General features: G+C 62.0%; 24 protein-coding genes, 1 tRNA gene and 1 pseudogene. 12 read left to right on the top strand and 14 right to left on the bottom strand.

Features of this window, described 5'->3' with window-relative positions; all coding sequences use genetic code 11:
* Positions 1-282 precede the first annotated feature (282 nt).
* Positions 283-2,595: an AAA family ATPase gene (locus tag M8744_RS06285; protein ID WP_251411170.1), complete on the top strand. Its 2,313-nt coding sequence runs from the start codon at positions 283-285 to the stop codon at positions 2,593-2,595.
* On the opposite strand, the gene M8744_RS06290 is transcribed toward M8744_RS06285, so the two are convergent.
* The 5 genes from M8744_RS06290 to M8744_RS06310 are packed head-to-tail and all read right to left on the bottom strand — an operon-like array spanning position 2,581 to position 8,820.
* Complete coding sequence (locus tag M8744_RS06290) at positions 2,581-3,873, bottom strand: McrC family protein (protein WP_251411173.1); 1,293 nt, start codon at positions 3,871-3,873, stop codon at positions 2,581-2,583. The genes M8744_RS06285 and M8744_RS06290 overlap by 15 nt on opposite strands.
* 5 nt (positions 3,874-3,878) lie before the next feature.
* A complete protein-coding gene (locus M8744_RS06295; RefSeq protein ID WP_251411176.1) occupies positions 3,879-4,997 on the bottom strand; it encodes an AAA family ATPase in 1,119 nt (372 codons plus the stop codon).
* Positions 4,990-5,565, bottom strand: a complete 576-nt coding sequence (locus M8744_RS06300) for a hypothetical protein (protein ID WP_251411179.1) — start codon at positions 5,563-5,565, stop codon at positions 4,990-4,992. Before M8744_RS06300 ends, M8744_RS06295 begins: the two co-directional genes overlap by 8 nt.
* Positions 5,555-7,780: an Eco57I restriction-modification methylase domain-containing protein gene (locus M8744_RS06305; RefSeq protein ID WP_251411182.1), complete on the bottom strand. Its 2,226-nt coding sequence runs from the start codon at positions 7,778-7,780 to the stop codon at positions 5,555-5,557. Before M8744_RS06305 ends, M8744_RS06300 begins: the two co-directional genes overlap by 11 nt.
* Positions 7,777-8,820: a DNA adenine methylase gene (locus M8744_RS06310; RefSeq protein ID WP_251411185.1), complete on the bottom strand. Its 1,044-nt coding sequence runs from the start codon at positions 8,818-8,820 to the stop codon at positions 7,777-7,779. Before M8744_RS06310 ends, M8744_RS06305 begins: the two co-directional genes overlap by 4 nt.
* 1,027 nt (positions 8,821-9,847) lie before the next feature.
* Here M8744_RS06310 and M8744_RS06315 point away from each other — a divergent pair.
* From M8744_RS06315 to M8744_RS06340, 6 genes and pseudogenes are all read left to right on the top strand, one after another.
* Positions 9,848-10,270, top strand: coding sequence for a hypothetical protein (locus tag M8744_RS06315; RefSeq protein WP_251411188.1), 423 nt, complete (start codon positions 9,848-9,850; stop codon positions 10,268-10,270).
* 387 nt (positions 10,271-10,657) lie between these two features.
* A complete protein-coding gene (locus tag M8744_RS06320) occupies positions 10,658-12,334 on the top strand; it encodes a type IV secretory system conjugative DNA transfer family protein (protein ID WP_251411191.1) in 1,677 nt (558 codons plus the stop codon).
* Positions 12,331-12,708 (top strand): hypothetical protein, encoded by a 378-nt coding sequence (locus M8744_RS06325; protein WP_251411194.1) that lies wholly within the window; start codon positions 12,331-12,333, stop codon positions 12,706-12,708. The genes M8744_RS06320 and M8744_RS06325 overlap by 4 nt, the downstream gene beginning before the upstream one ends.
* Before the next feature lie 24 nt (positions 12,709-12,732).
* Positions 12,733-13,443 (top strand): hypothetical protein, encoded by a 711-nt coding sequence (locus tag M8744_RS06330; protein WP_251411197.1) that lies wholly within the window; start codon positions 12,733-12,735, stop codon positions 13,441-13,443.
* A 118-nt stretch (positions 13,444-13,561) separates the two neighbouring features.
* A complete protein-coding gene (locus tag M8744_RS06335) occupies positions 13,562-13,909 on the top strand; it encodes a hypothetical protein (RefSeq protein ID WP_251411200.1) in 348 nt (115 codons plus the stop codon).
* A 26-nt stretch (positions 13,910-13,935) separates the two neighbouring features.
* Positions 13,936-14,928 (top strand): annotated as a pseudogene (locus M8744_RS06340) (recombinase family protein); the annotation flags it as partial.
* Between the two features lie 36 nt (positions 14,929-14,964).
* Here M8744_RS06340 and M8744_RS06345 read toward each other — a convergent pair.
* The 3 genes from M8744_RS06345 to M8744_RS06355 form a co-directional block, all read right to left on the bottom strand.
* On the bottom strand, positions 14,965-15,255 hold the full coding sequence (locus tag M8744_RS06345) for a hypothetical protein (RefSeq protein ID WP_251411202.1): 291 nt from the start codon (positions 15,253-15,255) through the stop codon (positions 14,965-14,967).
* A 184-nt stretch (positions 15,256-15,439) separates the two neighbouring features.
* Positions 15,440-15,515 (bottom strand) — tRNA-Ala (locus M8744_RS06350).
* 85 nt (positions 15,516-15,600) lie between these two features.
* A complete protein-coding gene (locus M8744_RS06355; protein WP_251411205.1) occupies positions 15,601-15,927 on the bottom strand; it encodes a TIGR02300 family protein in 327 nt (108 codons plus the stop codon).
* A gap of 112 nt (positions 15,928-16,039) precedes the next feature.
* On the opposite strand from M8744_RS06355, the gene M8744_RS06360 reads away from it, so the two are divergent.
* Together M8744_RS06360 and M8744_RS06365 are read left to right on the top strand one after the other, a co-directional pair.
* Positions 16,040-16,732 (top strand): M48 family metallopeptidase, encoded by a 693-nt coding sequence (locus M8744_RS06360; protein WP_251411208.1) that lies wholly within the window; start codon positions 16,040-16,042, stop codon positions 16,730-16,732.
* A gap of 31 nt (positions 16,733-16,763) precedes the next feature.
* Entirely contained in the window at positions 16,764-17,411 is a 648-nt protein-coding gene (locus M8744_RS06365; RefSeq protein ID WP_251411211.1) for a GntR family transcriptional regulator, read from the top strand.
* A gap of 24 nt (positions 17,412-17,435) precedes the next feature.
* Here the strand turns inward: M8744_RS06365 and lpxK are convergent, their stop codons facing one another.
* The 5 genes from lpxK to M8744_RS06390 all read right to left on the bottom strand — a co-directional run bounded on the left by lpxK (position 17,436) and on the right by M8744_RS06390 (position 23,616).
* Complete coding sequence (gene lpxK / locus M8744_RS06370; protein WP_251411214.1) at positions 17,436-18,431, bottom strand: tetraacyldisaccharide 4'-kinase; 996 nt, start codon at positions 18,429-18,431, stop codon at positions 17,436-17,438.
* 2 nt (positions 18,432-18,433) lie between these two features.
* A complete protein-coding gene (locus M8744_RS06375; protein ID WP_251411217.1) occupies positions 18,434-19,636 on the bottom strand; it encodes a 3-deoxy-D-manno-octulosonic acid transferase in 1,203 nt (400 codons plus the stop codon).
* A gap of 152 nt (positions 19,637-19,788) precedes the next feature.
* The gene (locus M8744_RS06380; RefSeq protein ID WP_251411220.1) at positions 19,789-20,574 is read right to left on the bottom strand and encodes an inositol monophosphatase family protein; all 786 of its coding nucleotides are present in this window, start codon (positions 20,572-20,574) and stop codon (positions 19,789-19,791) included.
* On the bottom strand, positions 20,561-21,907 hold the full coding sequence (locus tag M8744_RS06385; RefSeq protein ID WP_251411223.1) for a TldD/PmbA family protein: 1,347 nt from the start codon (positions 21,905-21,907) through the stop codon (positions 20,561-20,563). Before M8744_RS06385 ends, M8744_RS06380 begins: the two co-directional genes overlap by 14 nt.
* 194 nt (positions 21,908-22,101) lie before the next feature.
* Positions 22,102-23,616 (bottom strand): DUF2125 domain-containing protein, encoded by a 1,515-nt coding sequence (locus M8744_RS06390; RefSeq protein WP_251411226.1) that lies wholly within the window; start codon positions 23,614-23,616, stop codon positions 22,102-22,104.
* 135 nt (positions 23,617-23,751) lie between these two features.
* On the opposite strand from M8744_RS06390, the gene M8744_RS06395 reads away from it, so the two are divergent.
* Positions 23,752-24,507, top strand: a complete 756-nt coding sequence (locus tag M8744_RS06395) for an SDR family oxidoreductase (RefSeq protein WP_251411229.1) — start codon at positions 23,752-23,754, stop codon at positions 24,505-24,507.
* Positions 24,504-25,115: an enoyl-CoA hydratase/isomerase family protein gene (locus M8744_RS06400; protein WP_251411232.1), complete on the top strand. Its 612-nt coding sequence runs from the start codon at positions 24,504-24,506 to the stop codon at positions 25,113-25,115. Before M8744_RS06395 ends, M8744_RS06400 begins: the two co-directional genes overlap by 4 nt.
* 105 nt (positions 25,116-25,220) lie before the next feature.
* On the opposite strand, the gene M8744_RS06405 is transcribed toward M8744_RS06400, so the two are convergent.
* Positions 25,221-25,544 (bottom strand): HNH endonuclease, encoded by a 324-nt coding sequence (locus tag M8744_RS06405; RefSeq protein WP_251411235.1) that lies wholly within the window; start codon positions 25,542-25,544, stop codon positions 25,221-25,223.
* Between the two features lie 148 nt (positions 25,545-25,692).
* Here M8744_RS06405 and M8744_RS06410 point away from each other — a divergent pair, with 148 nt between their 5' ends.
* Entirely contained in the window at positions 25,693-26,859 is a 1,167-nt protein-coding gene (locus M8744_RS06410) for a TIGR03862 family flavoprotein (protein ID WP_251411238.1), read from the top strand.
* The last annotated feature ends 49 nt before the right edge of the window (positions 26,860-26,908 follow it).

The following is a 26,908-nucleotide window of genomic DNA, read 5'->3' on the forward strand; positions in this document are numbered from 1 at the left end:
AAAACCGCCGACGATATCCTCGCCCGAGAGAGCCGCGCCCTGAACGCCCTCGATGAAATTCGCGGAAACCGGTAGCATGCGTCAGACTCGGAACACTAGCTCGTTATCGAGTACTCACACGAGGCGAACAGGAACTGGCAGGAAGCGTCGACAGCACCGCATCACCGCCGCCCCACCACTTTCCCACAACAAATCAATGGTATTTCGGCAAAATCCTTGCCAGCCTGCGAACGCAGATGGCAGCATTGCCGACAGGTAAGATCAGTTCCAAGACGATGCAACATGATTGAAGCGATTAGACTGGCCAATGAAGGCGCATATGACGAAGATGGCACGCTCCTGAGCGAGCTTCGGCCATTGAACTTTGTCTTTGGCCCGAACGGGTCCGGCAAGACTACGATTTCCCGTGTCATCGACGGTAGCGGCACACATCCCGACTGCGCGATCACGTGGGCGGCAGGTGCGCCGCTCGAAACGCGCGTGTATCACCGCGATTTCGTCGAGAAGCATTTCGACACCCCTGGAAGCATCAAGGGCATTTACACGCTTGGAGACGGCAATGTTGAGGCCGTGAAAACGGTCGCCGCGCTCAAGGCCGAAGAGGAAGATATTTCAAATAAGCTCAAAGGGCTGAGGAAGACCCTTCACGGTGACGACGGTCAGGGTGGCAAGACGAAGGAGCGCGATGATCTCGATGTACAGCTCAGGGACGACGTCTGGAAGGCCAAGGCGAAGTTCGACGAGCTGAGCGACGCCTTCTCCGGTGTGAACAAGAGCAAGGCCAAGTTTGTCGAGCGCTACCTTAACGAGGCCGAGAACAACAAGGCAGACCTTCGCGACATTGCCGACCTGCGTACCGACGCCGCGAGTGTATTTTCGAACGAGCTGTCTCACGCGCAGACGGTGCCAAAGCCCGATTGCACCGCGCTCGTGGCCCTCGAAAACGACGCAATCCTGTCAAAGAAGGTGATCGGCAAGGCTGATGTGGATATCGCGGCACTGATCGAGAAGCTCGGGAACAGCGACTGGGTACAACAAGGGCGGGAATACTTCAAAGAACTGGATGATCAGTGTCCGTTCTGCCAACAAAAGACCGATGCGGCGTTCCGGCAGAGCCTCGAAGAGTATTTTGACGAGAGCTATGTCAACGATCTGGCGGCCATCGAGAGTTTGCGTGCGGACTACGCCGGAATGTCTACGGACCTGCTCGACGCCTATGGTACAACGGCTGTCACCGAATCCCCGTTTCTGGATCGGGAAGCGTTCGACAAAGACCTCGCCACGCTGCGCCTTGCATTGGAAGCCAACGCCGCAACGATTGAAGATAAAAGGAAGGAGCCGAGTGCCGCCGCGACACTCAAGGACACAGCGTCTCTTTTTGCGGCCGTGGACGCGCACATTGATGCCGCAAACGCCAGTGTCCAGGTAAACAACGACACGCTGGCGAACCTGGACGCGCGCAAGCGGACACTGACGTCTCAGGTCTGGCGGCGGCTTCTCGAAGATTCGAAGCCGATATACGGCAAATACAAAGCCGATGCGCTGAAACTCGATAGCGCGATCAACGGCTTGTCGACCAAGATCGACGAACGCACCAAAGAGTTGCAGGCCAAGGGCGATGAAATCGAGGAAAACGAAAAGAAGATCACGAGCATCAAGCCGACAATCGAAGAGATCAACAAGCTACTCAAATCCTTCGGCTTCGTGAATTTTCACCTTGTGGAAAGCACCGATGACGGCTTCTACGAGGTCAAACGTCCTGGCGGCGAGGACGCCAAAGGCTCCCTGAGTGAAGGCGAGAAATCCTTCATCACCTTTCTGTATTTCTACCATCATGTGAAGGGCTCGTTCTCGTCGAGCGGCGCCAACACGAACCGGATTGTCGTATTCGATGATCCGGTTTCGAGCCTCGATGCCGATATCCTGTTCATCGTCTGCAACCTGATCAAGGGCATCGTGAACGAGATGCGCGACGGTGCGGGTGCCATCAAGCAGGTCTTCGTGCTGACCCACAACATCTACTTTCACAAGGAGATCACGTTTCACAAGCGGCGCAGCGGTGCCGACGCCATGAACGATGAGACGTTCTGGATCATTCGCAAGTCCACAAGCCGGTCGGAGCTGATTCGTAGCCCCGAGAATCCAATCAAATCGAGCTACGAGCTACTATGGCGGGAAGTGCGGCAGGACCCACCTTCCGATACCGCCATTCAGAACGTCATGCGCCGGATTCTGGAGCATTACTTCAAGTTTTTCGGCGGTGTCGCACCCGAAGAAATTATTGAAGAGTTCGAGGGCAAGGAAAAGATGATTTGCGGCTCGCTTTTCTCTTGGATTAATGACGGCTCGCACTTTGCCAATGACGACTTGTTCATGTCGTGCGATCCGGGACAGATTGACCGGTATTTGTCCGTCTTCCGTCGCATCTTCGAAGTCTCCGGCCATCACGGTCATTACAAGATGATGATGGGAGATTCTTACTCCGAATTGCCGCTCAAAGCGACGGAGCAAGAACCGGAGATTGAAGCGGAAGCGCCCGAAGTCCTTGATATCGAGGATGCTGCGGATTCGTCTGCTGCTTCAAATAACGCCTGAGAGAGCCGTTACGAATTTCTTCAAGCCATCCCGCCTGGAAATACCGCACACACCGAGTTCTACCGCGCGGATATTCACATCTTCCACCGTGACGTTGGAGAACACAACGGCGTTCCCAACGGTGCAACGCTCCGGATTTGATGGATCGGCGCTCTTCGGATAGGCGAGAACCACATCGTTGACGGCCGTCGCGCGGGAAAACGCCAGCGCTTCGTAGATATCCGCATTCGAAACACTCTGGGCGCCGCGCCGTTCGACATGCCCCTTATACTTCGCATCGATGATCACCTTGCGGATGCCTGTCGCCTCGTGAACGCTTGCCAATGCATCGGGGTATACAGTGAGCGGCGACTTTTCGGTACCTTTCATCCGCACGCCCAGCCGATGACCGGCCTGAATAGAGACGTTCTTGCCGCCCATGCCCGAGCGCAGCGCAATCGAAACCAGATGTTCCCAGACCTGCCACGTCGTCATCACGAAACCAGGGGCCAGCGCGTTTCTCGGGTCGTAGGCCCCGCCAAGTCCCCGCAGAATATCAAGAGAGAGATCGTATGTGGGTTGCCAGCTTCTTGCACGGCTCGGAACCTGCCGGTTGTCCAGGCGTGACGGCGCCCGTTGACGTGGAAGGTTCTCGGCGACCCGTTCCAGGCGGGCGCGGGTTTCCGCGTCGGGGACTACAGGAGCGAGCTGCGCAGCGGCAGCGCGAATAACACCGTTGTACGGGTTTATGCGGGTAAACGACGTGACTTCTTGTACGAATCCGTCTTCGGCCGGTGTGATCAGGTCCTCGGGATCATAATCGCCGTCGATCGCGAACTCCGTCCGCCTGAGACGGCGATATGTACGGAGAGGACGGCGGTGATTCCGCCAATACATCTCGACCAGAGACCGGCCAATCAGGGTAGCGAGGTCGGAGTTTGCCTGTGCTGCGGCCTGCAATCCTTCATCATCCAGTAACCGGCCATGGTGAGACAGCGTTGCAAGCAGGAAGAAATCTTCCCGCCAGCCCTCAACGTCACCGAGGAATTTCGGGGCAACTTCAAGCTCAAGACCGCGCGCGAGCACAAGGAGTCCGGCAAAGTTCTGGAACTGGACCTTGTCACCGACAAGAGCAATCGGCGCGGCATCAAGGCCAAGCATCCCACGCACCCGTTCACCGGCACCGAGTAACAATTCGCGCGCCTTGCCGACGGAGATATCGCTCTTGCGGGCGATTTGTTCGGCCAGCGCGGCGGGCTTGGCGTACTCGGTTGCGGTGATGCGCTGCCACTCTCGCATCGGGATTATTCTTCGATTTGGGCAAGCGCCAGCATCAACCCGTAGATATGGTCCCGCGTCAGCGTGACAGGGCCGTTGATCTGTGCTCTCGGTGCGTCCCCGAAGGTCGTTTCTTCAAGCGTATAGGGATTTCCGGCGATACCCTGATCGGCATTCAGGACGATTGCCAACCCCCTGACATCCCCAAAGAATGCCTCATCGACATGAGTCTTCACCAGCCGCCAGCACGTCGCGAAATGATCGAGCGCCTGCTCGACCGTTCCAGGCTTGCCGTCCGGCGCCATAAGAACGCCGTGGCCGATCCGGAACTCCGGCGCACGTCCGAGCGCGATCCGCTGGTTTACCGACGCGAAGGCTCTGACTGCGGCTTCGCATACATCGTCGGGCGACGTGGGTGTCGCGGGCAGTGCGCCCGATGGAGTCGCCGACAGGCCGAAATGATCCCGGAGTATTTTTACCGACGGCTCAAGGTTGAGCGGCGCCCAACGGCGCAGGAACGCAACATCAAGAGGCTCGACCGATACATCCGCCTGGTTCATGGCGGCAAGAATATAGAGCTTCGACGGAAAGGCATATTCGACAAGCTCTCCGTCGGCCGGATTAAGCAGGTCAAAATACTGCGTATTTTTAGTCGGCTTGCCGTCCGCGCCAAGGCGTTTCTCGGCCTCCATGGCTACAATCGCGCCGCCGAATACCTGCACGGTCGGGCCGCGATTGACTTCATCGATGATCAGCAGCGCGGCACTTTCGGGTTCCTTGGCAAACTCGCTGGCGCGGTAAAGAATGCCTTCTGTGATACGAAACGATCCGGCCGCCTTTCCTTCGCGAACATCCGGCATCATGCCCGTGAGGAAGTCCCTATGCTTGCTGGACTGATGCAGGACAGCCCGAAAGACCTTACGGTTCTTCGCCTTGCCGATATCGCCAGGCAGGCCGGAGGTCGCGGCAGGCGGTATCGGAACCTCGGCGTCCGGATCATAGCGCGGCGTGCTCCCTGTGCGTCGGTTTGCGAAGAGATGGGCGACTTCGCTCAGCAACATTGACTTGCCCGTACCGGGCGGGCCGGAAAGAAGAACGTTCCGGCGCGCTTCCAAAAGGCTCAGGACTTCCTTCGCATCAACCACCGCAGTAGCTCTCCTTCTCCTTCAAATCCAGGAATGCCGATTTGGGACCCCGATAGCGCTGCGTCTCCTGAATCCATTTTTTCGAGAAGTTCTTCACCGTTGGGTCCCAGTTCCCCGTCTCGAGAACGGTCTCGGTGGTAAAGAAGAGCCGGATAACGCCGTCTTCCTGTTGAAAGAGCATAAGCACCGAAAGTCCGCCGTCCGGATCATCTTCGATCAGGTGGTCGGCATGCCATTGATAGACTTTGGCCATACGGCATTCATTGGGGCGATTGTTCTGGTGCGGCCAGATTTCGAGTCGGCCCGTTTTATCTTGCCCGCCGTCTGTCCAAACGATGTCATCTACAAGAATCTCGGTGGTTCCGCCCGTGCGGGGACGATTGACGGTTTCACGACCGGAAAGCATGCGTTCGAGGAACGGCCAGAACCGGTCTTCCGGTCGTACGCGTAGATCGCGGGGGCCGCCGCCGCTATCCGTATCGTTCGCCTTTGCAATGAACTTGCGACGGTCGCCATCATCAATGCGGAACAAAAATACACGTACAACATTCAATCCGTTATTGCTCACGTGCAACCTCCACTATGCTTTCAAGCGAGGATGAAAATTCAGAGCTGACATATGCAACAGCACCCGCGCGCTTTGCATCCGACACACGTTGGTCTGCCGCACCGTTTTTCTTCTTCTTGCGACGCGCCCAGGCGTGTAAAAGGAGATCCGGCGTAATGGTCGATTGAAATTCGCCGTGCAGTGGCGGTTGTCCCCTGTCGAGTAACGGGAAATCCGTGAGCATCAGCCGCAAATCGGTTTCCGTGCAGCCGTAGGCGTTTGCGACCAGAACGTCGGCTTCGGCTTTAAGCTGCGCAATTTTCCAGCATGTCTCGAACGATTTGGTGCCGTTTCTGTCGAACATTGAGAGCTGGCGTGCAATCTCGATGAGACGCCGTGCGGGCAGACTTTCAATGTCCAACGGGGGTAGCTTGACGGACAGCAAGACAAAGTAATTGACAGTAGTTGTCACGACACGGCGCAAGAGCCAATCGAAAGGCAGGGAGTTCACGATCGAGAGCCATAGAAGGATACGCTCTTCTGATGGATCATTCGGAAACTCGACTGTCGGGACTTTATTGCCGCAGACGACCTCTGGCGGCACAACCGCCGCCATCATCGAGCGTTCGTTTGTTTGGCCGGTGATGTCACAGAACCCTGCACGCACGCGTTCAATACGCCCCCGTGCCTTAGAACCAAGCGCGGTGCGCGGCATCCAGAATTGCGGCTGCAAGGTGCTCCGGCCTGGCGGCAGGTTGTCCCAGACGGCGCTTCTGCCTTCGCCAAACGCGTAAGCCTTGCAACCCAGACGATGCTGCTGGACCATGCGGCCCTCGATAACGGGCAACCGGTCCGGTGCCGGAGATTTCCGGAAATAGCGCCGCCCGTGGGTCATATCGACCTCGCGGCAGATTGCCGGATACCAGGGCGAGTCCGGACAATCCGGCGAAACCCCGTTGCCCTGCATCTTCTTGAACAGGCGCCATTCGGCTGCCGTACGGACTTCCGGAATGGTCAGATCGGGACGCAGGGACTTGAGCGTAGTAACCGGCAGGGCGACGGCTGGTGAAGATTCGATCCCGTCTCTGTCGGCACGCGCGTGGGACAGGCGGATACTCCGGCACGCGGAATCAGCCTGATGAGCTTTTGTGTAGTCGACCAGCAGGAATTTGAAGCGCGTGTCGATCGCAAAGTGCCGCGCCTTGTTGTCGAGGACGGTGACCGTCAGCTTTTTGCAGGACGCGATTAGTTCCCTGCGCAGATATTGCGTGTTCAGAGACCGGATCAGACCTGCCGGAACGAGCAGCGCCCCGCCGCCCCCTGGACGCGTCAGCTTCAGAAGCAGCTCGGTGAACGCGACATACAGATCGGGTTCCCCTTTCGCCAGCGCCGGATATCGCTCGACCAGTCGTGAAGCGAGCCTTGCCTTGTCAGCTTTTGCGGCCTCGTACCCGGTCAAGGTCGTCTTGTCGTAGCTTGAGCCGTAGTGTCGCGTTTCGCCGTTGGCTTTGAGGTATTCATGGCGGGAAAGTTTCACTTTCTCCCACGGCGGGTTTGCGATCACGAGATCGAAGCCGTCCGGCGCAAGTGCCTCCCACTCCGCTTCCGTTGCCATAAGGCTATCCTGAATGCGCCACTTCGCGCGCATGGCATGAAGCGCATCCAGGTCATCCGTCAGCGCCGAGAGAGATATAAGCGTCCCTCTGAGGGCGAGAGGCGAGAGATCGGCGGCATAGACGCTGTTCCGCAGCCAGTCACTCGTGAGAATCCGGTCCGAGCCGCAAGCCACGATGGATACGGCGGCAAGCAGGATACCGGCGCCGCAGGCCGGATCGACCACCTTCATATCCGGCTTGAGACGATCTTCGACAGATTGCGCCAGATGCAGCGCCAGCCTGAAATCCGTATGATAGGCGCCGCTTGATTTGCGCTCGGCATCATCGAGGGATTCGCGCGCAAGGGCGCTAAGCGCGAGTACAGGATGGATGTTGCAATCATCGATTGCCTGCACGATGGCACGGGCATCATCGAGAAGCTCGTCTGGCGGCTTTGCCGCATCTATCCCGAACTGATCTTGAAATGCTTGCAAGTCGAAGCCACCGATCCGCGATGCGGCGGCTTCAAGAAGCTGCAAACGGTATTCGTTTCTGGCCGTCCGTACACCGGAGAGAAGCCTCTCGATAATCGCATCAATTTCCGCAAGACGGCTCAGTTCCAGCGTGTTAGATGATATCATGCCGCCACCATACTCGCCTCTGCCGTTTTCTCGACATAGAACAGCACCTCACCAACCTCGGAACCGCCCTCGCTTGCCGCGCGGTTCGGACGGTACCGGCCAACGGATTCCAGATCGTTGCGCACGACATTGCCCAGTCTTTGTAGCGCTTCACCAAGAACCTCCAGCGGTACATGTGCTTCGGCGCTGTAAGACAGAAAGACGCGGCGCGCGGGGATCGTTGCGACCAGCTTTTCAAGTGCGTCGGCAGCGCGCACCTTATAGCAATAATCCGAAGCAATGTGCTGCCACGGGCGAATACCGCATACGCCCACGACTTCCGGTTCGTCGCCGAGAGCGATGGTTTCAAGGATGTGGTAATAGGCTGCGTATTGCCGTTTCGTGTAGGGCGGATCGAGATAGACTGTATCGTCCGGCTTACATTCCACCTCAAGAACGTCGCGGTTGGACATACTTGCAGCCGGAGCCTCTTCAGGGATGACGCGCGGTGAAAGCACCAATCTATCCAAAGATTGCCGCTGCCATTTTGAGAGAAAGCATCCGTAGGTCCCCGCCGTATTAGCGACGCGGTTCGCCGCGCCCATCAAATCGGCTATCAGCACATAGGCTTCGGCGTCGGTGATTTCGCCTTCTCTCGACCAAGCCGATATTTGCTGCCTGATGCCGTCAATTCTTTGCGCGTTATGCTCTGTGAAATATTTACGCTCAGTGGCGCAATGACCGGACGAGGCGGGACTATACTCCCGCCAAATGAATCCTGTCACGGATTCAGCGCGATTTAACGCGGCAAGTGCACCCTCATAGCCTCCAAGCTTCTTAAACGGCACCTGCTTACGCGAGGTGACGCGAGCCAAAGACATAATAGATGAGCTGGCAAGATGATCATTTACGAGAACGGGCCATCCGGCTTTAGACGCCGCGTCGGCAACCGCCCCCGTTCCACAGAATGCATCAATGAATTTTCCACCATCAGGTTTTCCGATATGGTCAAGGATTGCATCAACCAATCGCGCTTTCGAACCGATATACCTGAATGACATGCGCGCACTGCCTCGTTTGTTTGATTTTGTTCTGTTTTTGCGTGGCGGGAAACCCGCTATTAGCTAGTTAGTGTATCGGAAAAAGTTTCCTGTTTCCAGATTGTTGGCAGCAATTTTCAAGAAAAAAAGAACGTCGGTGGCACTTCGCCCTGTTCGTGGCTGTATTGTCATTTCCGGTATTCCCCCGTTAACATGGTTGTCCGACGGCATCCGTGCCGTGATCCGGTGGCTATCCTGCACTTGCGAGTCGACGCTTTGCCACAACTTGGCACACTGACGCGCAATGGGGCAACATATAGTGAACAGGGTCATCGGTCGGGCATCGCCCGCTGTTGGCGGAGAGACAGGGCGAACCGGGTTCAGTAAGCGGCGGCAGGCCCAGTAAACGGTTCAGCGCGGCCGCGCTTGGCGGTATCCTGTCCGCGCAGGGTTGGTCGGTCGCAGGGCGGGCAGTCCTGTTCAGGGGTGCAAGGGGTGTGACACGCCCCTGCTCGATGGGATGGGTCCAGGGCAAGGGTAGCGCGAAAGCTCCCTTCCATGGTCTCGATGAAGTCGTCTCCATGAAGTGGTCAGGGGTCTTGGGGGCAGGAACGCCCGCCAAGTCGATGGGGTGCAGGGGAGCGCCGAAGGCTCCCTTGCGAGTGGGTTTCAAGGGGCGGCGATACGCCCTTTGATCCATGGTTCGGTGCAGGTGGAGAGGGACGTCTCCAAGCCCTGCGAGTGATTGACCGGCGATACGGTCTGCTGGCTCTGGAATGGGTTCAATGCCCTGAAAGAGCCACGGGCTGGGGGATGCAACGGGGGCGCGCAGCGGCCCCCTTGCCAAGATGTGTTGTAGTACAACACACATCTTGCGGTCGGTCTTATTGGCAAAATGTAGTACATTCAGGCATTTGTAGTACAGGCGGCACCGTGAGGCTGTGAACATGCGCCGCGCCGGTTTCGGGGTCGGCTGCTTCGGAGCGCATTTTCTGGTATCGTTGTGCCAGCAACAAGACTGCGATGCCAGCGTCGAGGGGATTTCGTGATGAGTATTTGGTCAAGGTCGTTAATCTGCTCCGCTGCAATCGTAGCTGTCATGATCCTGCCTGGCACTGTAAGCGCCGGTGGCGATTTCGGCGGCGTCTGGGAACCCTACAGCCGCCCTGCGGAGTGGCTGGGCGCGATGACGGTTACGCCTGACCGCCTGAGCTTTGCGACGGGGCCGCAAGCAACGCTCGAACCCGTGCGCGAGGGCGGCAGTGTCTTTCGCGTGAGCGCACCGCAGGGTGACGGTTTCCCCGTTTGCGGACAAAACCCCGTCGATTATGTCGGCTACCATGTTCTCGATAACGGGCAACTGGCACGGCTGGATTACAGCACCGACGCGCCGCCTGCCGAACCCACGGGCAGCACCGCGACAGAGGTCACGCGCAACGGGGCGTGTTCCGTGATGTTCTACGCGCGGTGATGGTGACGCGGCGGGCTGACAGTCCGTAACGCACGTCTGACCAACCCGCAAAAAAGGCTGTCGGGACCGTCATCCTGACTTCTGACACTGGCGTTTGCGGGCCTGATCGCGGAAAAATCGGCGGCACCGCCCGTGCTGGGCATGCGCGCTTCGGCCTGCTCTCCCAGTCTTTCAAGCGTATCCGGCAAATTTTTTTTCGACGCGTAGCCTCGCCCCGCGACCATCGACAAGTGTCTATAATCATTTGCTCTTTTTGTCCTCTGGCCGGAACAGGCGCTCACTCAGCGCACAAGAAAATTGCGCGCCCACGCAAAAAAACCTTCGAAACCGTTCCGGCCAGAAACCAAATAAAAGGGCAGCAGAAAAAACTTGTCGAAGGATAGTGCCATGCACGCGCAGCGGCCACCGAACCCGTTTGGCCGGATGTTTGTCGGCGGCCTTGTTGCCGGAGGCACGGGGTATTTACTCGGCCCGCTGGACGCGCTGAGTGATCCGGTGTCGGCCTTTGCTCTCGGGCTGTTGTTTCTAGCGGGCCTCTTGAGCATCGCGCATGGTATCTTCGACGGCTTCCGCGTCCTGTTGCTGAGAGCCGCACGCCGGAAGGCGGAGACCCCGACCGGCCTTTACGGAGACGCGGCATTTGCCGATCTGCGCGATTGCGCGGATTTCGGCCTGACCGATCCGAACGGCCTGTTTCTCGGCACACTGGATGGCGTGCCGCTCTTCGCGGGCGGCAAGGCGCATTTGTTGACGGTCGCGCCCGCCCGTCAGGGCAAAGGCACGAGCGTCGTGATCCCGAACCTGCTGCACTATTCCGGCTCGGTGTTTGTCACCGATCCGAAGGGCGAGCTGGCGGCGATCACCGCACAGCACCGCGAGGAGGCTTTCGATCACAAGGTCATCTTCCTCAATCCGTGGAACCTGCACGGCCTGCGGTGCGACCGCTACAACCCGCTCCAGCCCCTGATCGACATGGCTGCCGATCCGCGCCGCCATGGCGAGCTTGGCGATGCGGTGCGCGCCAATGCCTTCATGCTGGAGCCGGAACCGGAAGGCGGCGACAAGAACCGCTATTTCCGCGACGGCGCGCGCAATATGCTCGAAGGCTTGCAGCTCCATCTCGCAACGCGCGGCAGACCGCAGCGCTGCACACTGCCCGATCTGTGGCGGGTCATCAAAAGCACCGACGTTCTGGAGATGACCTTGCGCGACATGGCGCAGTCCACGGCGCTCGACGGCGTGGTTGCTGCCTACGGACAGGAATTGCTGCACCAGTTCGAGGAAGGCTCCCGCCAGTTCGATGATTTCCGCAACGGCGCATCCAACGCGCTTCAGGTGTTCCGGCCTGGCGGACCGCTGGCCGATGCCGTGTCCGGCTCGGATATCGAATTCAGGGAACTCAAGATGAAGCCCACAACCGTTTACGTCATGATCCCCGCCGAACGGATCGGCGATTACGGCAAGTGGCTGGCACTGGTGGCGCGGCATGCGATCAACGCGACGGTGATCCCCCAGAACAACCAGCCCGTGCTGTTCCTGCTCGACGAGTTTGCCAACATGGGCAAGATCGCGGGCTTTGCCGAAGCGCTGACGCTGCTGCCAGGCTTTGGCGTGCGGATATGGGCAATCGTGCAGGACCTGTCGCATCTGGCGCAGGTTTACGGGCGCGAGACGACCAACATCATCCTGAGCCAGTCCGAGGTGAAGCAATTCTTCGCGGTGCAGGACATGGAGCTTGCGCAGCGGCTCTCGCGGCTGCTCGGCGAGCGCTCGATCATCACGCGCAACTACAATCTCGGCCAGCGTGACGAGCATGAGGTCGGTGTCAGTGTCTCCGAACGTGGCGTGCCGCTCATGCTGCCACAGGAGATCATGGCGCTGCCGGATGACCGTCAGCTCCTGTTCGTCAAGGCGGCCCCGCCCGTCCTCGCCTCCAAGGCGCGCTACTGGGACGTGTTCCCGTGGCGGGACTGGGCCGACCCGAACCCGATGGAAGGCGATCACCCGCGCGGCGGCAAGCCGGTCTTCCGCCTGCGCTACGCGAAAACAAGGAGCGAGTCATGAGCCGGATCAAGGTCGAAGTCGTGAGCCGGAACGCCCCGCGCCCGCGCAAGCGCAGGCCGGACCCTGAAAAGCGGGCAGCCGTGCTTCAGGGGCGGCGCACCACGGGTGCGCGCATCTACGCCGCTCTGCGATGGCTGATCAAGCCGCGCGTTCTGACATGGGGAGCCAGCGCTCTGGTCTTTGTCTCCGTGGCTTACGGCACGCCGCATCTGCTGGTGACGTATCGCTGCATCGATGGCGGGCGCTGTTTCGAGTGCCGGTATTTCGGGGTGCAGGGCATGCGCGAGCAACTGGGGCCGAACTGGGATTGCCCCGTTGTGACCATGCTGCCGGTCAATTGGGCGCCGCTGATCGCAAGGGTCATGGGCGGATAAGGATAAGACGAAGAGGAAGAACCGATGAACATTCTCGAACTCAAAAAACACTGGATCGATGGCGAGCCGTGCCTCCAGACACGCGGGAACAGCGCGCGCATCAAAGCGGCGCACCGGCTGCCATCGAGCGGATACGAGATGCGGATTTCTATCTGGCTGATTGCCGTCTTTCTGGCTGCGGTCACGCTGATCACGCATTACGCGCCGGAGCGCGCCGCCGAACCGGATGAAAACTTCCTTCTGGCGCAAGCGGCCTTTGTCGTGATGGCGCTCTCGAACGCCTTCGACGCGCTGGCGGCAGTCGCACGTGCCGATGTGACGGACGTGCCGCTCGAAAACCTGCGTGGCTGGCTGTTCGCGCTCTACTGGATCGGCGGTGCGATCCTCGTCCTGGAACTCGGCCTGTTCGATCTGTTCACATGGCTGGTCAATCGCGAGCACGTCACGATCATCATCGACGAAGACGACGATGAGGTCAGCGTCCGGCACAGCGTCTTTCGCTCGAAGTCTGTGGCGCGATCTGCCGTCGAAGACGTGCTGATCCTGCCCAATCACCGCAGGGGCCATGACGTGATGATCCAGCACGAAGGCGGTCTGCTCCGTGTTGCCAGTGTCTACGGCGATCTGACGCGGCCCACGCTGATCAAGCGCAGCATTGAACGCGCGCTCTACGCGCGCGGATCAATTCAGAGCGAGGCGGACTGGCGCGGACTCAGACGGAGAGAAACGGGCTAGGTCGCGCTCAATGCGGCTTTGCAGCAAAGAAATAACCCGCCTCTTTTTGCGGAAATCCCGAAAAATCGGGTAAAATAAAAAGAGGTGTTGGAATGAAGAACTTAGATCGGAGAGACCGATGAAATACGATACCGGTGCCAACAACACCTCAACAATATTCGAAGCCTTTTCGGCTTCGGCGCGCCCGACGCTTACCGTCGATGTCGCCAGATATCAGGCATATCTGGACGGGTCAGACCTGACGCCGGAACAGAAGGAAGATGTTCTGCAGGCCGCTTGGAGCATCGTGATGACGTTCGTCGAGCTCGGCTACGGCGTCCACCCGCTGCAAGAAGCCTGTGGAAAAGATGACGAGGCGGACAGTCCGTCTCCCGCTCGGGCCTTCGATAGGGTAATATTGGAGGATCACAACACAGATAAACCCTTTGAGAAGCCTGATCCGCCAGGCAAGCCGGAGGCTAAATGACTCATAAAAACAATCATAAAGAGGATATGCGCGCCGTCATCTACTGCCGCGTGTCCAGCACGCGGCAGAAAACCGAAGGCGGCGGGCTCGACAGTCAGGAACATCGCTGCCGCCAGTACGCGGCGGCGCAAGGCTACGATGTCGAAGCCGTGTTCCCCGACGACGCTTCGGGCGGCGGCGATTTCATCAAGCGGCCTGGCATGGTCGCGCTGCTGAGTTTTCTCGATGCGCAGCCGGACAAGAATTACGTGGTCATATTCGATGATCTCAAGCGTTTTGCGCGGGATACCGAATTCCACATCAAGCTGCGGCGCGAGTTTCTTACACGCGGCGCAAAGATCGAATGCCTGAATTTCAAGCTCGACGATACGCCGGAAGGCAAATTCGTCGAAACGATCTTCGCCGCGCAAGGCGAGCTGGAGCGCGAGCAGAACCGGCGGCAGGTGATCCAGAAAATGAAAGCCCGCGTGGAGAAAGGCTATTACGTCTTTCACCCGCCGGTCGGCTACCGCTACAAAAAGGATCGGGTCCACGGCAAGCTGCTTGTGCGCGATGAGCCGGTGGCGTCCATCGTTGCCGAGGCGCTCGAAGGCTATGCCTCGGGGCGCTTTTCTTCCCAGAGCGAGGTCGTGCGCTTCTTCGAGTCGAAGCCAGACTTCCCGAAATCATCCCGCGACGGCTCGGTGCGTATCACCAAGGTTCGGGAAATACTCGAACGCCCGACCTATGCCGGATACATCGAAGCCCCGAAATGGGGCGTAGGGCTGCGCAAAGGGCATCACGAGCCCCTGATCAGCTTTGCCTTGCACGAGCGCATCCAGACGCGGCTCAAGGGCACTGCACAGGCACCGACGCGAAAGGACATCAACGAAGACTTCCCGCTGCGTGGCTTCGTCCTGTGTGACGATTGTGGGGAACCCATGACCTCCTGCTGGTCGAAAGGCCGGAACAAGCACTATCCCTACTATCTGTGCGATACTCCGTCCTGCGCGTCGAAGCGCAAGTCGATCCCGCGCGCCGAAATCGAAGATGGCGCGGAAGCGCTACTGCGGTCGCTACAGCCCGCCAAACAGCTCTATGAGCTGGTGCGAGCTATGTTCATTGACGCATGGAACATGAAGCTCACGGAAGCGCGGCAGGAGCAAAGCACGCTCGCAGCCCAGACCAAGGATATCGAAGGACAGATCGAAGCGCTGCTCGACCGCATCGTCGAAGCCACCAGTCCTTCGGTGATTCAGGCGTATGAGAAACGGATCGACAAGCTGGAACGCGAGAAGATCAAGCTGGACGAGCAAGCGGCTCTGAAAGTGCCTCCGAAGGGACGCCTGGAGGAATTTGTCGAACACGCCCTGACGTTCCTCGGAAACCCTTGGAAACTATATGAAAACGGCGGCTTTGCGTTCAAACGCACAGTGCTGAAACTGGCTTTCGCAGAGCCTCTGCGATACAGCCGCGATAACGGTTATCGAACCGCTAAAAGCACCTTTCCATTCAAGGTGTTAGCGGAAATTTCAACCCAAAAGTGCGGGATGGTGGAGCCTAGCGGGATCGAACCGCTGACCTCCTGCATGCCATGCAGGCGCTCTCCCAGCTGAGCTAAGGCCCCATCATTGTCAGACCCTGTGGCCTGTGCGCCGCTATCTAGGCAAAGGCACGGGCGGGATCAAGCGGAAAATTCCGCCCGCATTGCTTCAGGTGTCGTCGCCGTCTTCCGACGCCACGTCCTTGAGATCGTCAAGCGGAACGTTGTCGTCATCTTCATCATCCAGGATGTCGTCATTCAGTTCGACTTCGACATCTTCTTCATCCAGCAGGTCCGAGCTCGAATCGGACTCGGTCTCTTTGACCTTCTTGCTCTGCGCATCTTCGGCATCCGCCGCGATCATGCTGCGCTTCCCGCTCTCGACTTCGACCACCTCGCCCGTGTAGGGGCTGACGATCGGATTTTTGTTCAGGTCATAAAACCGCTTGCCTGTCGTCGGGCACACGCGCTTGACGCCCCATTCTTCCTTGGCCATTGAGATCCCTCTTTGCATCTCTGATCTTGTCGGCAATCCGCGTCCCCTGCCATAACAGCGGGGATGTGTCAAAGCCTATGTCGCAGCTGCGGCATTATCCACCGGAGGCGATATGGAACAGCACGTCCTTCCCGGCAACCCCCCTGTTGCAGTGCTCTTGCGGAAATCGGCAAGGGCGCGCCGAATTTCCCTGCGCGTGTCGCAGCTCGACGGTCGGGTAACGCTGACATGCCCCAAGGGCGTGAGCGAGCGCGAAGCGCTGGATTTCGCACAGTCCAAGGCCGAATGGCTGCGCCAGACACTGGCGGGCCACGCCGCGCCGGTAAGGGTGGCGCAGGGCATCAGCCTGCCGGTGCAGGGGCGTATGCGGCAAGTGGTGCCAGTGGCGGGGCGCGCTGTGAACCTGGCCGGGGATACGCTTCAGGTGCCCGGGCCGACCGAACGGATGGGCGCGCGGGTGCAGGGGTTTCTCAAGCAGCGGGCACGCGATCGGCTGGCTGCGGCGTCCGATGGCTACGCCGCCGTGCTGGGGCGGCCCTATGCCCGCCTGACCTTGCGCGACACGCGGTCGCGCTGGGGGTCGTGCACGGGCGATGGCGGGCTGATGTTTTCCTGGCGGCTGATCATGGCGCCCGATCATGTGCTGGATTACGTCGCCGCCCACGAGGTGGCGCACCTGGCCGAAATGAATCACTCTGCCGCCTTCTGGGCGGTAGTCGGGCGGCTTTACGGCCCGCACGACGCCCCACGCCGCTGGCTGCGCGAAAACGGGTCGGGTTTGCACCGCTATCGTTTTGCCGATTGACGGCGAATGTCGATGTGATCACAAATCAAACATGCTTTTGAACACCCGCCCCGATCCGACCCCAGCCGCCCATGACCGCGTCTATCGCGGGCTGCGCACCCGGATCATGCATGGCGAGATCGCGCCGGGCCAGGCCCTGACCCTGCGCGGCATCGGCACCCAGTTTGGCGTATCGATGACCCCCGCCCGCGAAGCGGTGCGCCGCTTGGTGGCCGAAGGCGCGCTGACGCTGTCCAGCTCTGGCCGGGTCGCGACGCCCGAACTCAGCAATGACCGGATCGAGGAACTGGCCGCGCTTCGCTCGTTGATCGAGGTTGAACTGGCCAGCCGGGCCCTGCCCCGCGCCCACATGGCCCTGATCGACCGGATGGCAACGATCAACGCCACGGTATCGGAAATGGTCGTGAAACAGGATGCCGTCGGTTACATCCGCGCCAACCTGGAGTTTCACCGCGCGCTTTACCTGCGCGCGCAGGCACCTGCCATGCTGGCGATGGCCGAAACCGTCTGGTTGCAACTGGGTCCAACCATGCGCGCGCTTTATGGCCGTCTGCGCCAGAAAGAGCCGCCGCACAACCACCGGCTTATTCTTGCCGCGCTCAAGGCCGGCGACGAGCCGGGCCTGCGCCTTGCCGTGCGTTCAGACGTGACACAGGGCCTGCGGATGCTGGCGCGCTAGGCCCTGTTCGCCGGGTCCGTGACCCTAGGTCACGGCAACACGCCTCAACGCATGGCGCAAAGGCCCGTCGTCCGAGATCTGCAAACGCACGGGAAGGGTTATCACCTTCATCCGAAACGCGGATGGCAGGCGCACCGCGTCCTTTTCCGTGGTCACCAATTGCGCGCCGCGTAATTTTGCCTCGTTTTCCAACCGCGTCATCAAAGCATGGGTCAGCGGCTGGTGATCATCCAGCGCCTCGGCCCGCACCAGGTGCGCGCCAAGGCGCCGCAAGGTGGCAAAGAACTTCTCGGGGTGGCCGATGCCAGCAAAGGCCAGGAATGGCGTGTCGGTCCAGTCCATCCCGGTTTGCAGCGGTGCCAGCGTTCCACGCAGATGCGGCACCGTCACCATGTCACCCCAGGCGGCGTCGAACGCCGCCTGCGCCGTGTCCTCGCCGATCGACAGCAACAGATCGGCCCGTGCCATGCCAGCCCCCACCGGCTCGCGCAGGGGGCCAGCGGGCAGGCAACGCCCGTTGCCGAATCCCTTGGCCGCATCCACCACCACCAGGGACAGGTCATGCGCCAGCCCCGGATTCTGAAACCCGTCATCCAGCACCAACACCTGCGCGCCCGCCGACACCGCCGCGCCTGCGCCGGTCGCACGGTCGCGCGCCACCCATACGCGGGCAAAGGCCGCTAGCAAAAGCGGCTCATCGCCGACCTGCGCGGCGGTGTGGCGGGCGGGATCGACCTCGACCGGGCCTGCCATCGTGCCGCCATATCCGCGCGATACCACCGCGGGCTCAAGATGCAGATCGCGCAACGCCTCGATCACGGCAATCACCGTGGGCGTCTTGCCCGTACCGCCCGCGTTGATGTTTCCCACGCAGATCACCGGCACACCCACCCGGTCGCGCGCGCCATGTGCCAGCCGTCGCGCCGTGGCACGGGCATAAAACGCGCCCAGCGGCGCCAGCAGGCGGGCGGCAAGCGCGGGCCGGTCGGGCGGCGTGAACCAGAACCCTGGTGCGCGCATGGTCACTCCCCCACCTCGAGCAGATCGAGGGTATCCTCGATCAGCGCCAACAATTGGTCGGTCACCTCGGCCCCTTGTGATGCGACCGACCACGCGGCATGGGCCATTTCGGCCGCGTGTGCCGGTGCGCTAAGCCGCGTCACCGCCGCCGACAAGGTGCCCGCATCCTTGACGATGCGCGCCGCGCCTGCCGCGGCCAGGCGCGAATAGGCCCCCAGGTACCGGCCAACATTCGGGCCGTACAACACTGCCGAGCCAAGCGCGGCAGGGCCATACGGGTCTCGCCCACCCGCCCCCGTAACCACCGAGCTGCCCATGAAACTGACAGGCGCGACCCGATACCAAAGCCCCATTTCGTCGCTACTATCTGCCAGCAATATCTGGGTGGTTTCCCCCGGAAGTTCGCCGCGAGACCAACGGGCCACGCGCCAGCCCTCGTCATCCAGTGCGGCCGCGAAGCCGGGCTCGTCGATCGCGTTGTCGGGGGCGATCACCAACAGCAGACGATGCGCCAGGCTCAACGCCGCGCGATGCGCCTCGGTCACCACGGGCAGTTCATCGGGTTGCAGCATCGCCGCCAGCCAGGTGGGCCGTCCCTGCAAGACGCCAACCAGCTTTTCATGGGTGCCCTGGTCACAGGGCAACGCGCTCCCACCTTCTTCCAACGGGCCGGATACGCTGATCGCGTCGGGCACAACGCCAAGGCGCAGCAGACGGTTTCGCGCCGTGGTATCAAGTGCGAAAATCATGTCGAAAGCGCCCAGGCTGCGCCGCACGAGATCAGGCAGCCAGCGCAAGCCGCGGAAATCGAACGCCTGGTGCTGCGCGTTGACCAGATACATTGCCGTGCCCGCATCGCTGGCCGCGTCGATCAGCGCCGGGCGCAGCGCACCGCGCGCCCAGATGCAGACATCGGGGCGCCAATGATCAAGAAACAGGACAATCGCATCACGATTTTCCGGCGGCACCGCTTCAACCGCGAAATGCGCCACGATATCTGCGGGCAACGCCACCCCTTCATCATAGGTCAGCAGAAACGACACATCGCCGCGCAACTGCCGCAGACGCCCGAAAAGATGTGCCAGGGCATGCGCTTCCTCGGCGGCCGGCGCATGTCCCCATACCAATGCGCCTGCCGGGCGTTGGCCGGTAGGGGTGTAGCCATTGCTTGGCCGGTGTGCGGCCAGCGCCAGATATGCTGCCAATCCCAATGATCGCGCCATCACCGCACCTTCGGAATGAGTGCGCCGGCGTAAAAGGCGCCGCGCATTGTATGGTCGGGGAAACAGGGCATCACCCATCCTTTGCTTACGCGCGCCAACTTAGGCGCTCGGACACGGCGGCACAATCGCCGTGCCTATCCCGGCCAGGGCGCCAGCCTGTCTTGCAACTGGCCATGCAGCGCCGGGCCAGCCGCCACCACGCCGTTTACTTGCGGATGGATATTGTTGAACCGCAGCGGACGACCCAGGCGATCTGTCACGCGGGCACCCGCCTCGCGCAAGATCAGCGCCCCCGCGGCGATATCCCATTCCCAACTCGGGCGAAGGGTCAGCATCGCGTCGAACCGGCCCTCGGCCACCAGTGCCAGCCGATAGGCCAAGGACGGGCGAAAGGTGCGGCGCATGTCGGGCACCCCTCCACGCCAGTTCGACGGGTCGAAATTCGGCGTCGCCGCAACCACGGTGGCGCCCTGCAACTCTTGCCGCGCGGTGGCGCGAATGGGCGTGTCGTTCATCCATGCGCCCTGTCCACGCGCGGCCGAGTAAAGCTTGTCCTTCATCGGCAGATAAATGGCGGCGGCGATCGTCTCGCCATTCTCGACCACTGCCAGCGAGTGGGCCCAGGCACCCGACCCTTCGATGAAACTGCGCGTGCCGTCGATCGGGTCGACGATGAACACGCGGTCGCGCGCCATGCGGTCACTGGTGTCCTCGGTTTCTTCGGATAGCCAGCCATATGCAGGGCGTGCGCTGCGCAGAACCTCGTGCAGCGTTGCATTTACCGCGTGATCGGCATCAGTGACCGGCCCGGCATCGCCGGGCTTGTGCTCGATCTCAAGGGTCTTGCCGACGTAACCGCGCGCCACCTCACCCGCCGCGCGGGCGGCCTGCATCAAAAGCCTGCGATCAGTTTCCGGCAAGGGTCATTCCTTCAACCAGAAGCGACGGCACCACGCGCGCCAGCCAGGGCCTTGCATCGTTGGCAGGAACCAGCGTCATCAGCATGTCACGCAGGTTGCCCGCGACAGTGCATTCGTTCACCGGATAGGTGATTTCGCCATTCTCTACCCAGAACCCGCTGGCCCCGCGCGAATAATCGCCCGTGTTGGGGTTGATCGTCGACCCGATCATGGATGTCACCAAAAGCCCGGTGCCCATGTCACGCATCAGATCGGCCCGGCTTGCGGCGCCCTGGGTCAGCGCCACGTTCCAGGTGGTCGCGCTGGGCGGCGCGCCGGTACCGCGCGCAGCGTTCGCGGTCGATGGCAGGCCCAGCTTGCGCCCGGTGGCCAGGTCCAGCGTCCAGCCGGTCAGAACACCATCCTCGACAATGGCACGGCGTCGCGTGGGCAAACCTTCGGCGTCGAACGGGCGCGAGGCGGTGGCGCGTGGGCGCAGCGGGTCTTCGATCAGCGACAGGGACGCGGGCAAGACCTGCTGCCCCAGCGCGTCACGCAACCACGACGAACCGCGCGCGATGGACGATCCGTTGACCGCCGCCAACAAATGCCCGATGAGGCTGGCCGCGATACGCTCGTCATACAGCACCGGATATTGGCCGGTCGGCGGTTTGCGCGCACCCAGCGCGGCCACCGCCCGCTCCCCTGCCACGCGGCCGATATCCTCTGCGCTGCGAAGATCGGCCTGGAATATGCGGCCATCGCCATCATACTCGCGCTCCATTTTGCTGCCCGTGCCGGCAATCGCTACGCAAGAGCGGCTGCGCTGCGTGCGGCCGTACCCACCCGAAAACCCGTTCGTTGCCGTCAGCCAGACATCGGTGCGCCCATAGCCCGCGCTGGCCCCTTGCACCTGTGTCACACCGTCAACGGCCAGTGCCGCGGCCTCGGCATCCCGCGCGTCGTCCTGCAACGCCTTCGGGTCGGGCTCGGGCGCGGGGTCGGCCATTTCCAGCGCCGCGGCATCCCAATCTTTTGCCAACTGGCCGGGGTCGGCCAAGCCGGCATAAGGGTCCACGGGCGCCTCGCGTGCCATCGCAACCGCGCGGGCGGCCATTTCCGCAAGGGTTTCGGGCCGCGTGTCCGAGGCCGAAACATTGGCCTGCCGCTGGCCCACGAAAACGCGCAAGCCAAGATCCGTCCCTTCCGAGCGTTCGGCCTGCTCCAGCACGCCGCCCCGCACGTCGATCGACACCGATGTGCCCGCAAGCGCCATGGCATCGGCCGCATCCGCGCCCGCGCGCCGCGCCGCCGTCAACAAGTCATCGCAAAGCGAGGCAAGCGTTTCGGTCATTCCGGATCATCCCCTTGTAAAAACGTGGCCAAGAGGTAGAGCCATGCCGCCCGATGCACAAGGGCGGCCCGCCTGTGCCCGGCAGTCAGCACGCGGTATCGGGCGCACGGCCCCGACCGAAAAGCCGCGCCTGCCCGCGAAACGCAAAGGGCCCCGCACCCGGGGCCCCGCGCAGTCCGTTCGGGATGCTGGTTTCAGCGCAGGCGCTGACCGTTGGCGAGAACCTGGCCCGCCTCGTTCACCTCGATAGTCGAGGTCAACACGTCATCACCGTCGCCAGGAACGGCAAAAAGGCCGATCATCATGCGCGCGCCGGTGGCCTGCTCTTCCGGCAACAGCCCCATGTTCACCAGCCTGTCCAGCAGCGTGTTGCCGCCTTCCAGCCGCAGATCGACCGACCCTTCGGGCCGCGGGACACCGTCAAAGGTGCTGGTGTCGGAATTGTCGAAGGTAAAGCCGCCCTGCCCCGTCAGTTCGGCACCCGCCAGGCGCAGCACCAGGTTGCCGATATCAAGCGTGCGCAGCTCGCCGGGCGCTTCGCTGCTTTCCATCGTGTCGGAATCCAGCAACGGGCCGTCCAGCCGCGCCGTGCCGCTCAGGTCAACGGCGACCGTCGCCGGGTCGCGCGGCAATTGTCCCGCCGGGTCGAACATGCTCCAGATCATGTCGGACATGGTAAAATCGGCCAGCGTCAGGCCCAGCGCGAAATCCTGCGGCTCCTCGCCTGGCAAGACGGGCATTTTGAAACTCATCGCGCTTTCCGCCATCTCGATCTCGACCGGAAAGGGCATATCGCTGCTGGTGACGTTGACGGCCACATCCTTTGCCACCACGTCATAACCCAGTTGATCGGCCCCCATGCGCACCGTGAACGCGCCCGAACCCGAGCGCGTCGTGCCCGTCACGCTCGTTCCGTCATCGTCGAAGCTGAAATTGGATTGCCCGCCGGCGTGGGTATAGCCGCCGTTTACCTCGAACCCGGCCTCGATCATCGCGTTCGGATCTTCCGATTCGATCTCTTCCAACGGCAGCGACATCGTACCGTCAAAGGTCAGATCGTCCGCCTGACCATTGAACATGAGCCGCCCGGTGCCATCATCGGGGTCTGTCATGTCGATCGCGTATTCCATGACGCTGGCGTTCATGCTCTGCACCACGTTGCGCAGCTCGCCCACCTTGATGGTGCTTTGCCCCTCCATGTTCCGCAATGTCGTGCGGGCTGCCGTGATATCCATCTCCTCCTGCTCGACCGTCAGGCTGGAAAGGCCCACCGTTATATCACCGGCCTCGTAATCATAGACCAGGTCGCCGGGCTCGCCCGAAACGGTCATCAAGAACCCGGTATGGGTCAGTTCCATCTCGCCCGACATATCGTCATCGCCCTCGACATCGACCATGAAGGGTATGCTTGACTGCACGGGCAGCGTCATGGTGACGGTGCCGCCACCGGCATCGGTAAAGGTCATGTCCGGCAGATCGAAGCTGGCGGTTCCACCCTCCTCGGGCATTTCCATGGTGACGGTGATATCGCTGACAACAAGCGCCCCGGCCCCCGGCGCCTCGTCTGCGGTGATGGAATAGCCGAACCCCTGCAAGTACCCTTTGAAATCATCCCATACCTGCTCCGGGCTGACCTCGGCCCATGCAGGTGTGCCGGCCAGCACGCCTAGCGCAACGCCAGCACCACCGATCGCTCTTGCAAATGTCATTTTGATCCCTCTCAAAAACCGAATGAATTCGGGCAACAGCTTCCGCTCTTGACCGCCACCCGTCAAGTGGGTCGGGCTGGACCACGCGGCACAAGCCGTTTACCACAAGCACGAACGCAGCAGCAGGAGGCTCCGATGTCCACCCTTTCCGGCAAGACCGCCCTGATCACCGGCGCCAGCCGCGGTATTGGCGAGGCTACCGCCCGCCTGTTCGCCGCACGCGGCGCCAATGTCGTGCTGACGGCACGCAGCACCGATGCCATCACGACCATCGCCAACGACATCGGCGCCCAGGCCCGTGCCATGCCATGCGACGTGGCCGATTATGCACAGGTCGCTGCGGCCGTTCAGATGGCGGTCGATACTTTCGGCGGGCTCGACATATTGGTGGGCAACGCCGGCGTGATCGAGCCGGTCGCCCATATCGCCACCGCCGACCCCGCAGGCTGGGGCCAGGCGATCGACATCAACCTGAAAGGTGTCTTTCACGGCATGCGCGCGGCCATGCCCGTGATGCAATCGGCAGGCGGCGGCACAATCATCACCATCAGCTCGGGCGCGGCCCACAACCCGCTGGAAGGATGGAGCCACTATTGCGCCTCCAAGGCCGGCGCCGCCATGCTCACCCGCGCGGCCCATCTCGAAGGCGCCGAGAACGGCCTGCGCATCATGGGCCTGTCACCCGGCACCGTGGCCACGCAGATGCAGCGCGAGATCAAGGCCACCGGCATCAACCCCGTCAGCCAGATGGAGTGGACCGACCACATCCCGCCGGAATGGCCCGCGCAATGCCTTTTGTGGATGTGCACCCCCGATGCCGATGACTGGCTTGGCCAGGAAATTTCACTGCGCGACCCGGCGATCCGCGCAAAACTGGGTCTTGGCCAATGATCGAGCTGGACAAGGATGGCGACCTCTGGACCGTCACACTGAACCGCCCCGACAAGGCCAACTCCCTGACGCCCGAAATGCTGGCCCGGCTGTGCGAAATCGCCGAGGGCGCGCAACAGGCCCGAGCGCTGATCCTCACCGGCACCGGAAAGGTGTTCAGCGCCGGCGCCGATCTCGATGCCGCCCGCGCCGGCATGGCCACCTCGCCCGATTGGGAGCGGCTCTCGGCCGCCATCGCGGCGCTGCCCGGCCTGACCATTGCCGCGCTCAACGGCACGCTGGCGGGCGGCTCGAACGGCATGGCACTGGCCTGCGACCTGCGGATAGCGGTGCCGGGGGCCAAGTTCTTCTACCCGGTGATGAAACTGGGCTACCTGCCGCAACCCTCCGATCCGGGTCGGCTGGCCGCCCTTGTGGGGCCGGCACGGGCCAAACTGATCCTGATGGCAGGGCAAAAGATCACCGCCGACGAGGCGCTGGCCTTCGGCCTGGTCGATCGCATCGTCTCGCCCGAGGACCTGCTGCAAACCGCCCGTGACCTGGCCGCCGACACGCTGGCCGCAAAACCGGAAATCGCCCAGGGCATCAAGGGAATGTGCCGCCCGTAACGCCAGGGCACGACCGGCACTTTTCCTCTTGCCACAAATACCCCCGGGGAATTTGGCCGCAGGTCCAAGGCGGGCCGCCCCCCACGCGGGGCCATACCCGGCAGGCTACCGCCCGCGCCGCCGCCCAGGTACCTTCGACAGGAACCCGGGCGGCCGCCTGACGACCCAGGCCGCGAAACGCGCCAACCGTGGATGGGCCCGCAAAGCCTCCGGCGTGTTATAGGCGCGCGCCAACTCGGCCTCGCTCAGCGTGGCGTGAATCTCCTTGTGGCAGATGTGATGCAGCAGCACGACCGGCCCACCCTTGCCGCCCTTCAACTTGGGGATCAGGTGGTGCCAAGATTGCGGCGCATCGGGCGGCACTTCGCGCCCGCACAGCGCGCAAACCGGGTGCCCGCCGGGGCCTGTCTCTTGTGTCACGTCCTGCATCAGGGCAAGACATGGCCAGAACCGGCGCAAAGGCAAGGCCCATGACAACGATCAGCACCGCGCCCGCACGCCCCGGCGCCGCCCAAGACACAACCCGCGCCATGCAATGCGGCATCGAAACCGGGGGCGCGCGCGCCACCCATGCCCGATGACCGACGCGCTGGTGATCGGTGCAGGCCCGGCCGGGCTCATGGCGGCCGAGGCATTGGCACGCGCGGGCCGCACCGTGACCGTGGCCGAAGCCATGCCCAGCCCCGCGCGCAAATTCCTAATGGCGGGCAAATCCGGTCTGAACCTGACCAAGGATGAGCCCTTCGACAGCTTTCTGGCCGCCTATGCCGACGCCGCGCCCGGGCTGCGCCCGATGCTCGAACAGTTCGGCCCGACCGAGGTTCAGGCCTGGGCGCGCGGGCTGGGGCAAGAGCTGTTCACAGGCAGTTCGGGCCGCGTCTTTCCCACCGTCATGAAAGCCTCGCCGCTTCTGCGCGCGTGGCTGGCCCGGCTCGGGGATATGGATGTTACGCTCAACCGTCGCTGGCGCTGGACCGGATGGGATGGCACGGCGGTGACGTTCGACACCCCCGACGGGCCGCGCACCCTCGCGCCCGCTGTCACCGTCCTGGCCTGCGGCGGCGCCAGCTGGGCGCGGCTGGGCTCGGATGGCGCCTGGGCCGATTGGACTCCGGGAACCGCGCCCTTCCAGCCAGCGAACGCGGCCCTGTCCGTGCCTTGGTCCGCGCATATGCGCCCCCATTTCGGCCAGCCGCTCAAGGCGGTCGCATGGCGCGCCGGCAACACGACCTCGCGCGGCGAAGCGGTGATATCGGCCCGCGGGATCGAGGGTGGCGGGCTCTACCACCTCACCCCGGCCTTGCGCGCGGGCGCAACACTGACCTTAGACATGGTGCCCGACATCGATGCCGAAACCCTGGCACGGCGTTTGCCGAAAAACCCCAGGAAAGCCCGCCTGTCGCACTGGCTGAAAAACACGCTGCGCCTGCCGGCCGCGAAATCCGCGCTGGTTTTCGAAATGACGGGCGGGGCGGGCCAGCTGCCGATGGCGCGCTGGCCCGAAATGCTCAAATCCCTGGCCATCGCCAACACCGCCCTGCGTCCGCTGGACGAGGCGATCTCGACCGCGGGCGGCCTGCGCTTCGACGCGCTGGATCAAGGCTTGATGGTCAAATCCCGCCCCGGGACTTTCGCCGCCGGCGAAATGCTGGACTGGGAGGCACCGACGGGCGGCTACCTGATCACCGCCTGTCTTGCCACCGGCCTCTGGGCAGGTCGGCATGCCGCCCGGTTCCGGCCCTGATCTTCCTCTTGCCGGAAATACCCCGGGGGTGAATTGGCCCGGCACGGGC

The sequence above is a fragment of the Lutimaribacter degradans genome (genome assembly GCF_023703375.1).
GTDB classification, from domain to species: Bacteria; Pseudomonadota; Alphaproteobacteria; order Rhodobacterales; family Rhodobacteraceae; genus Lutimaribacter; species Lutimaribacter degradans.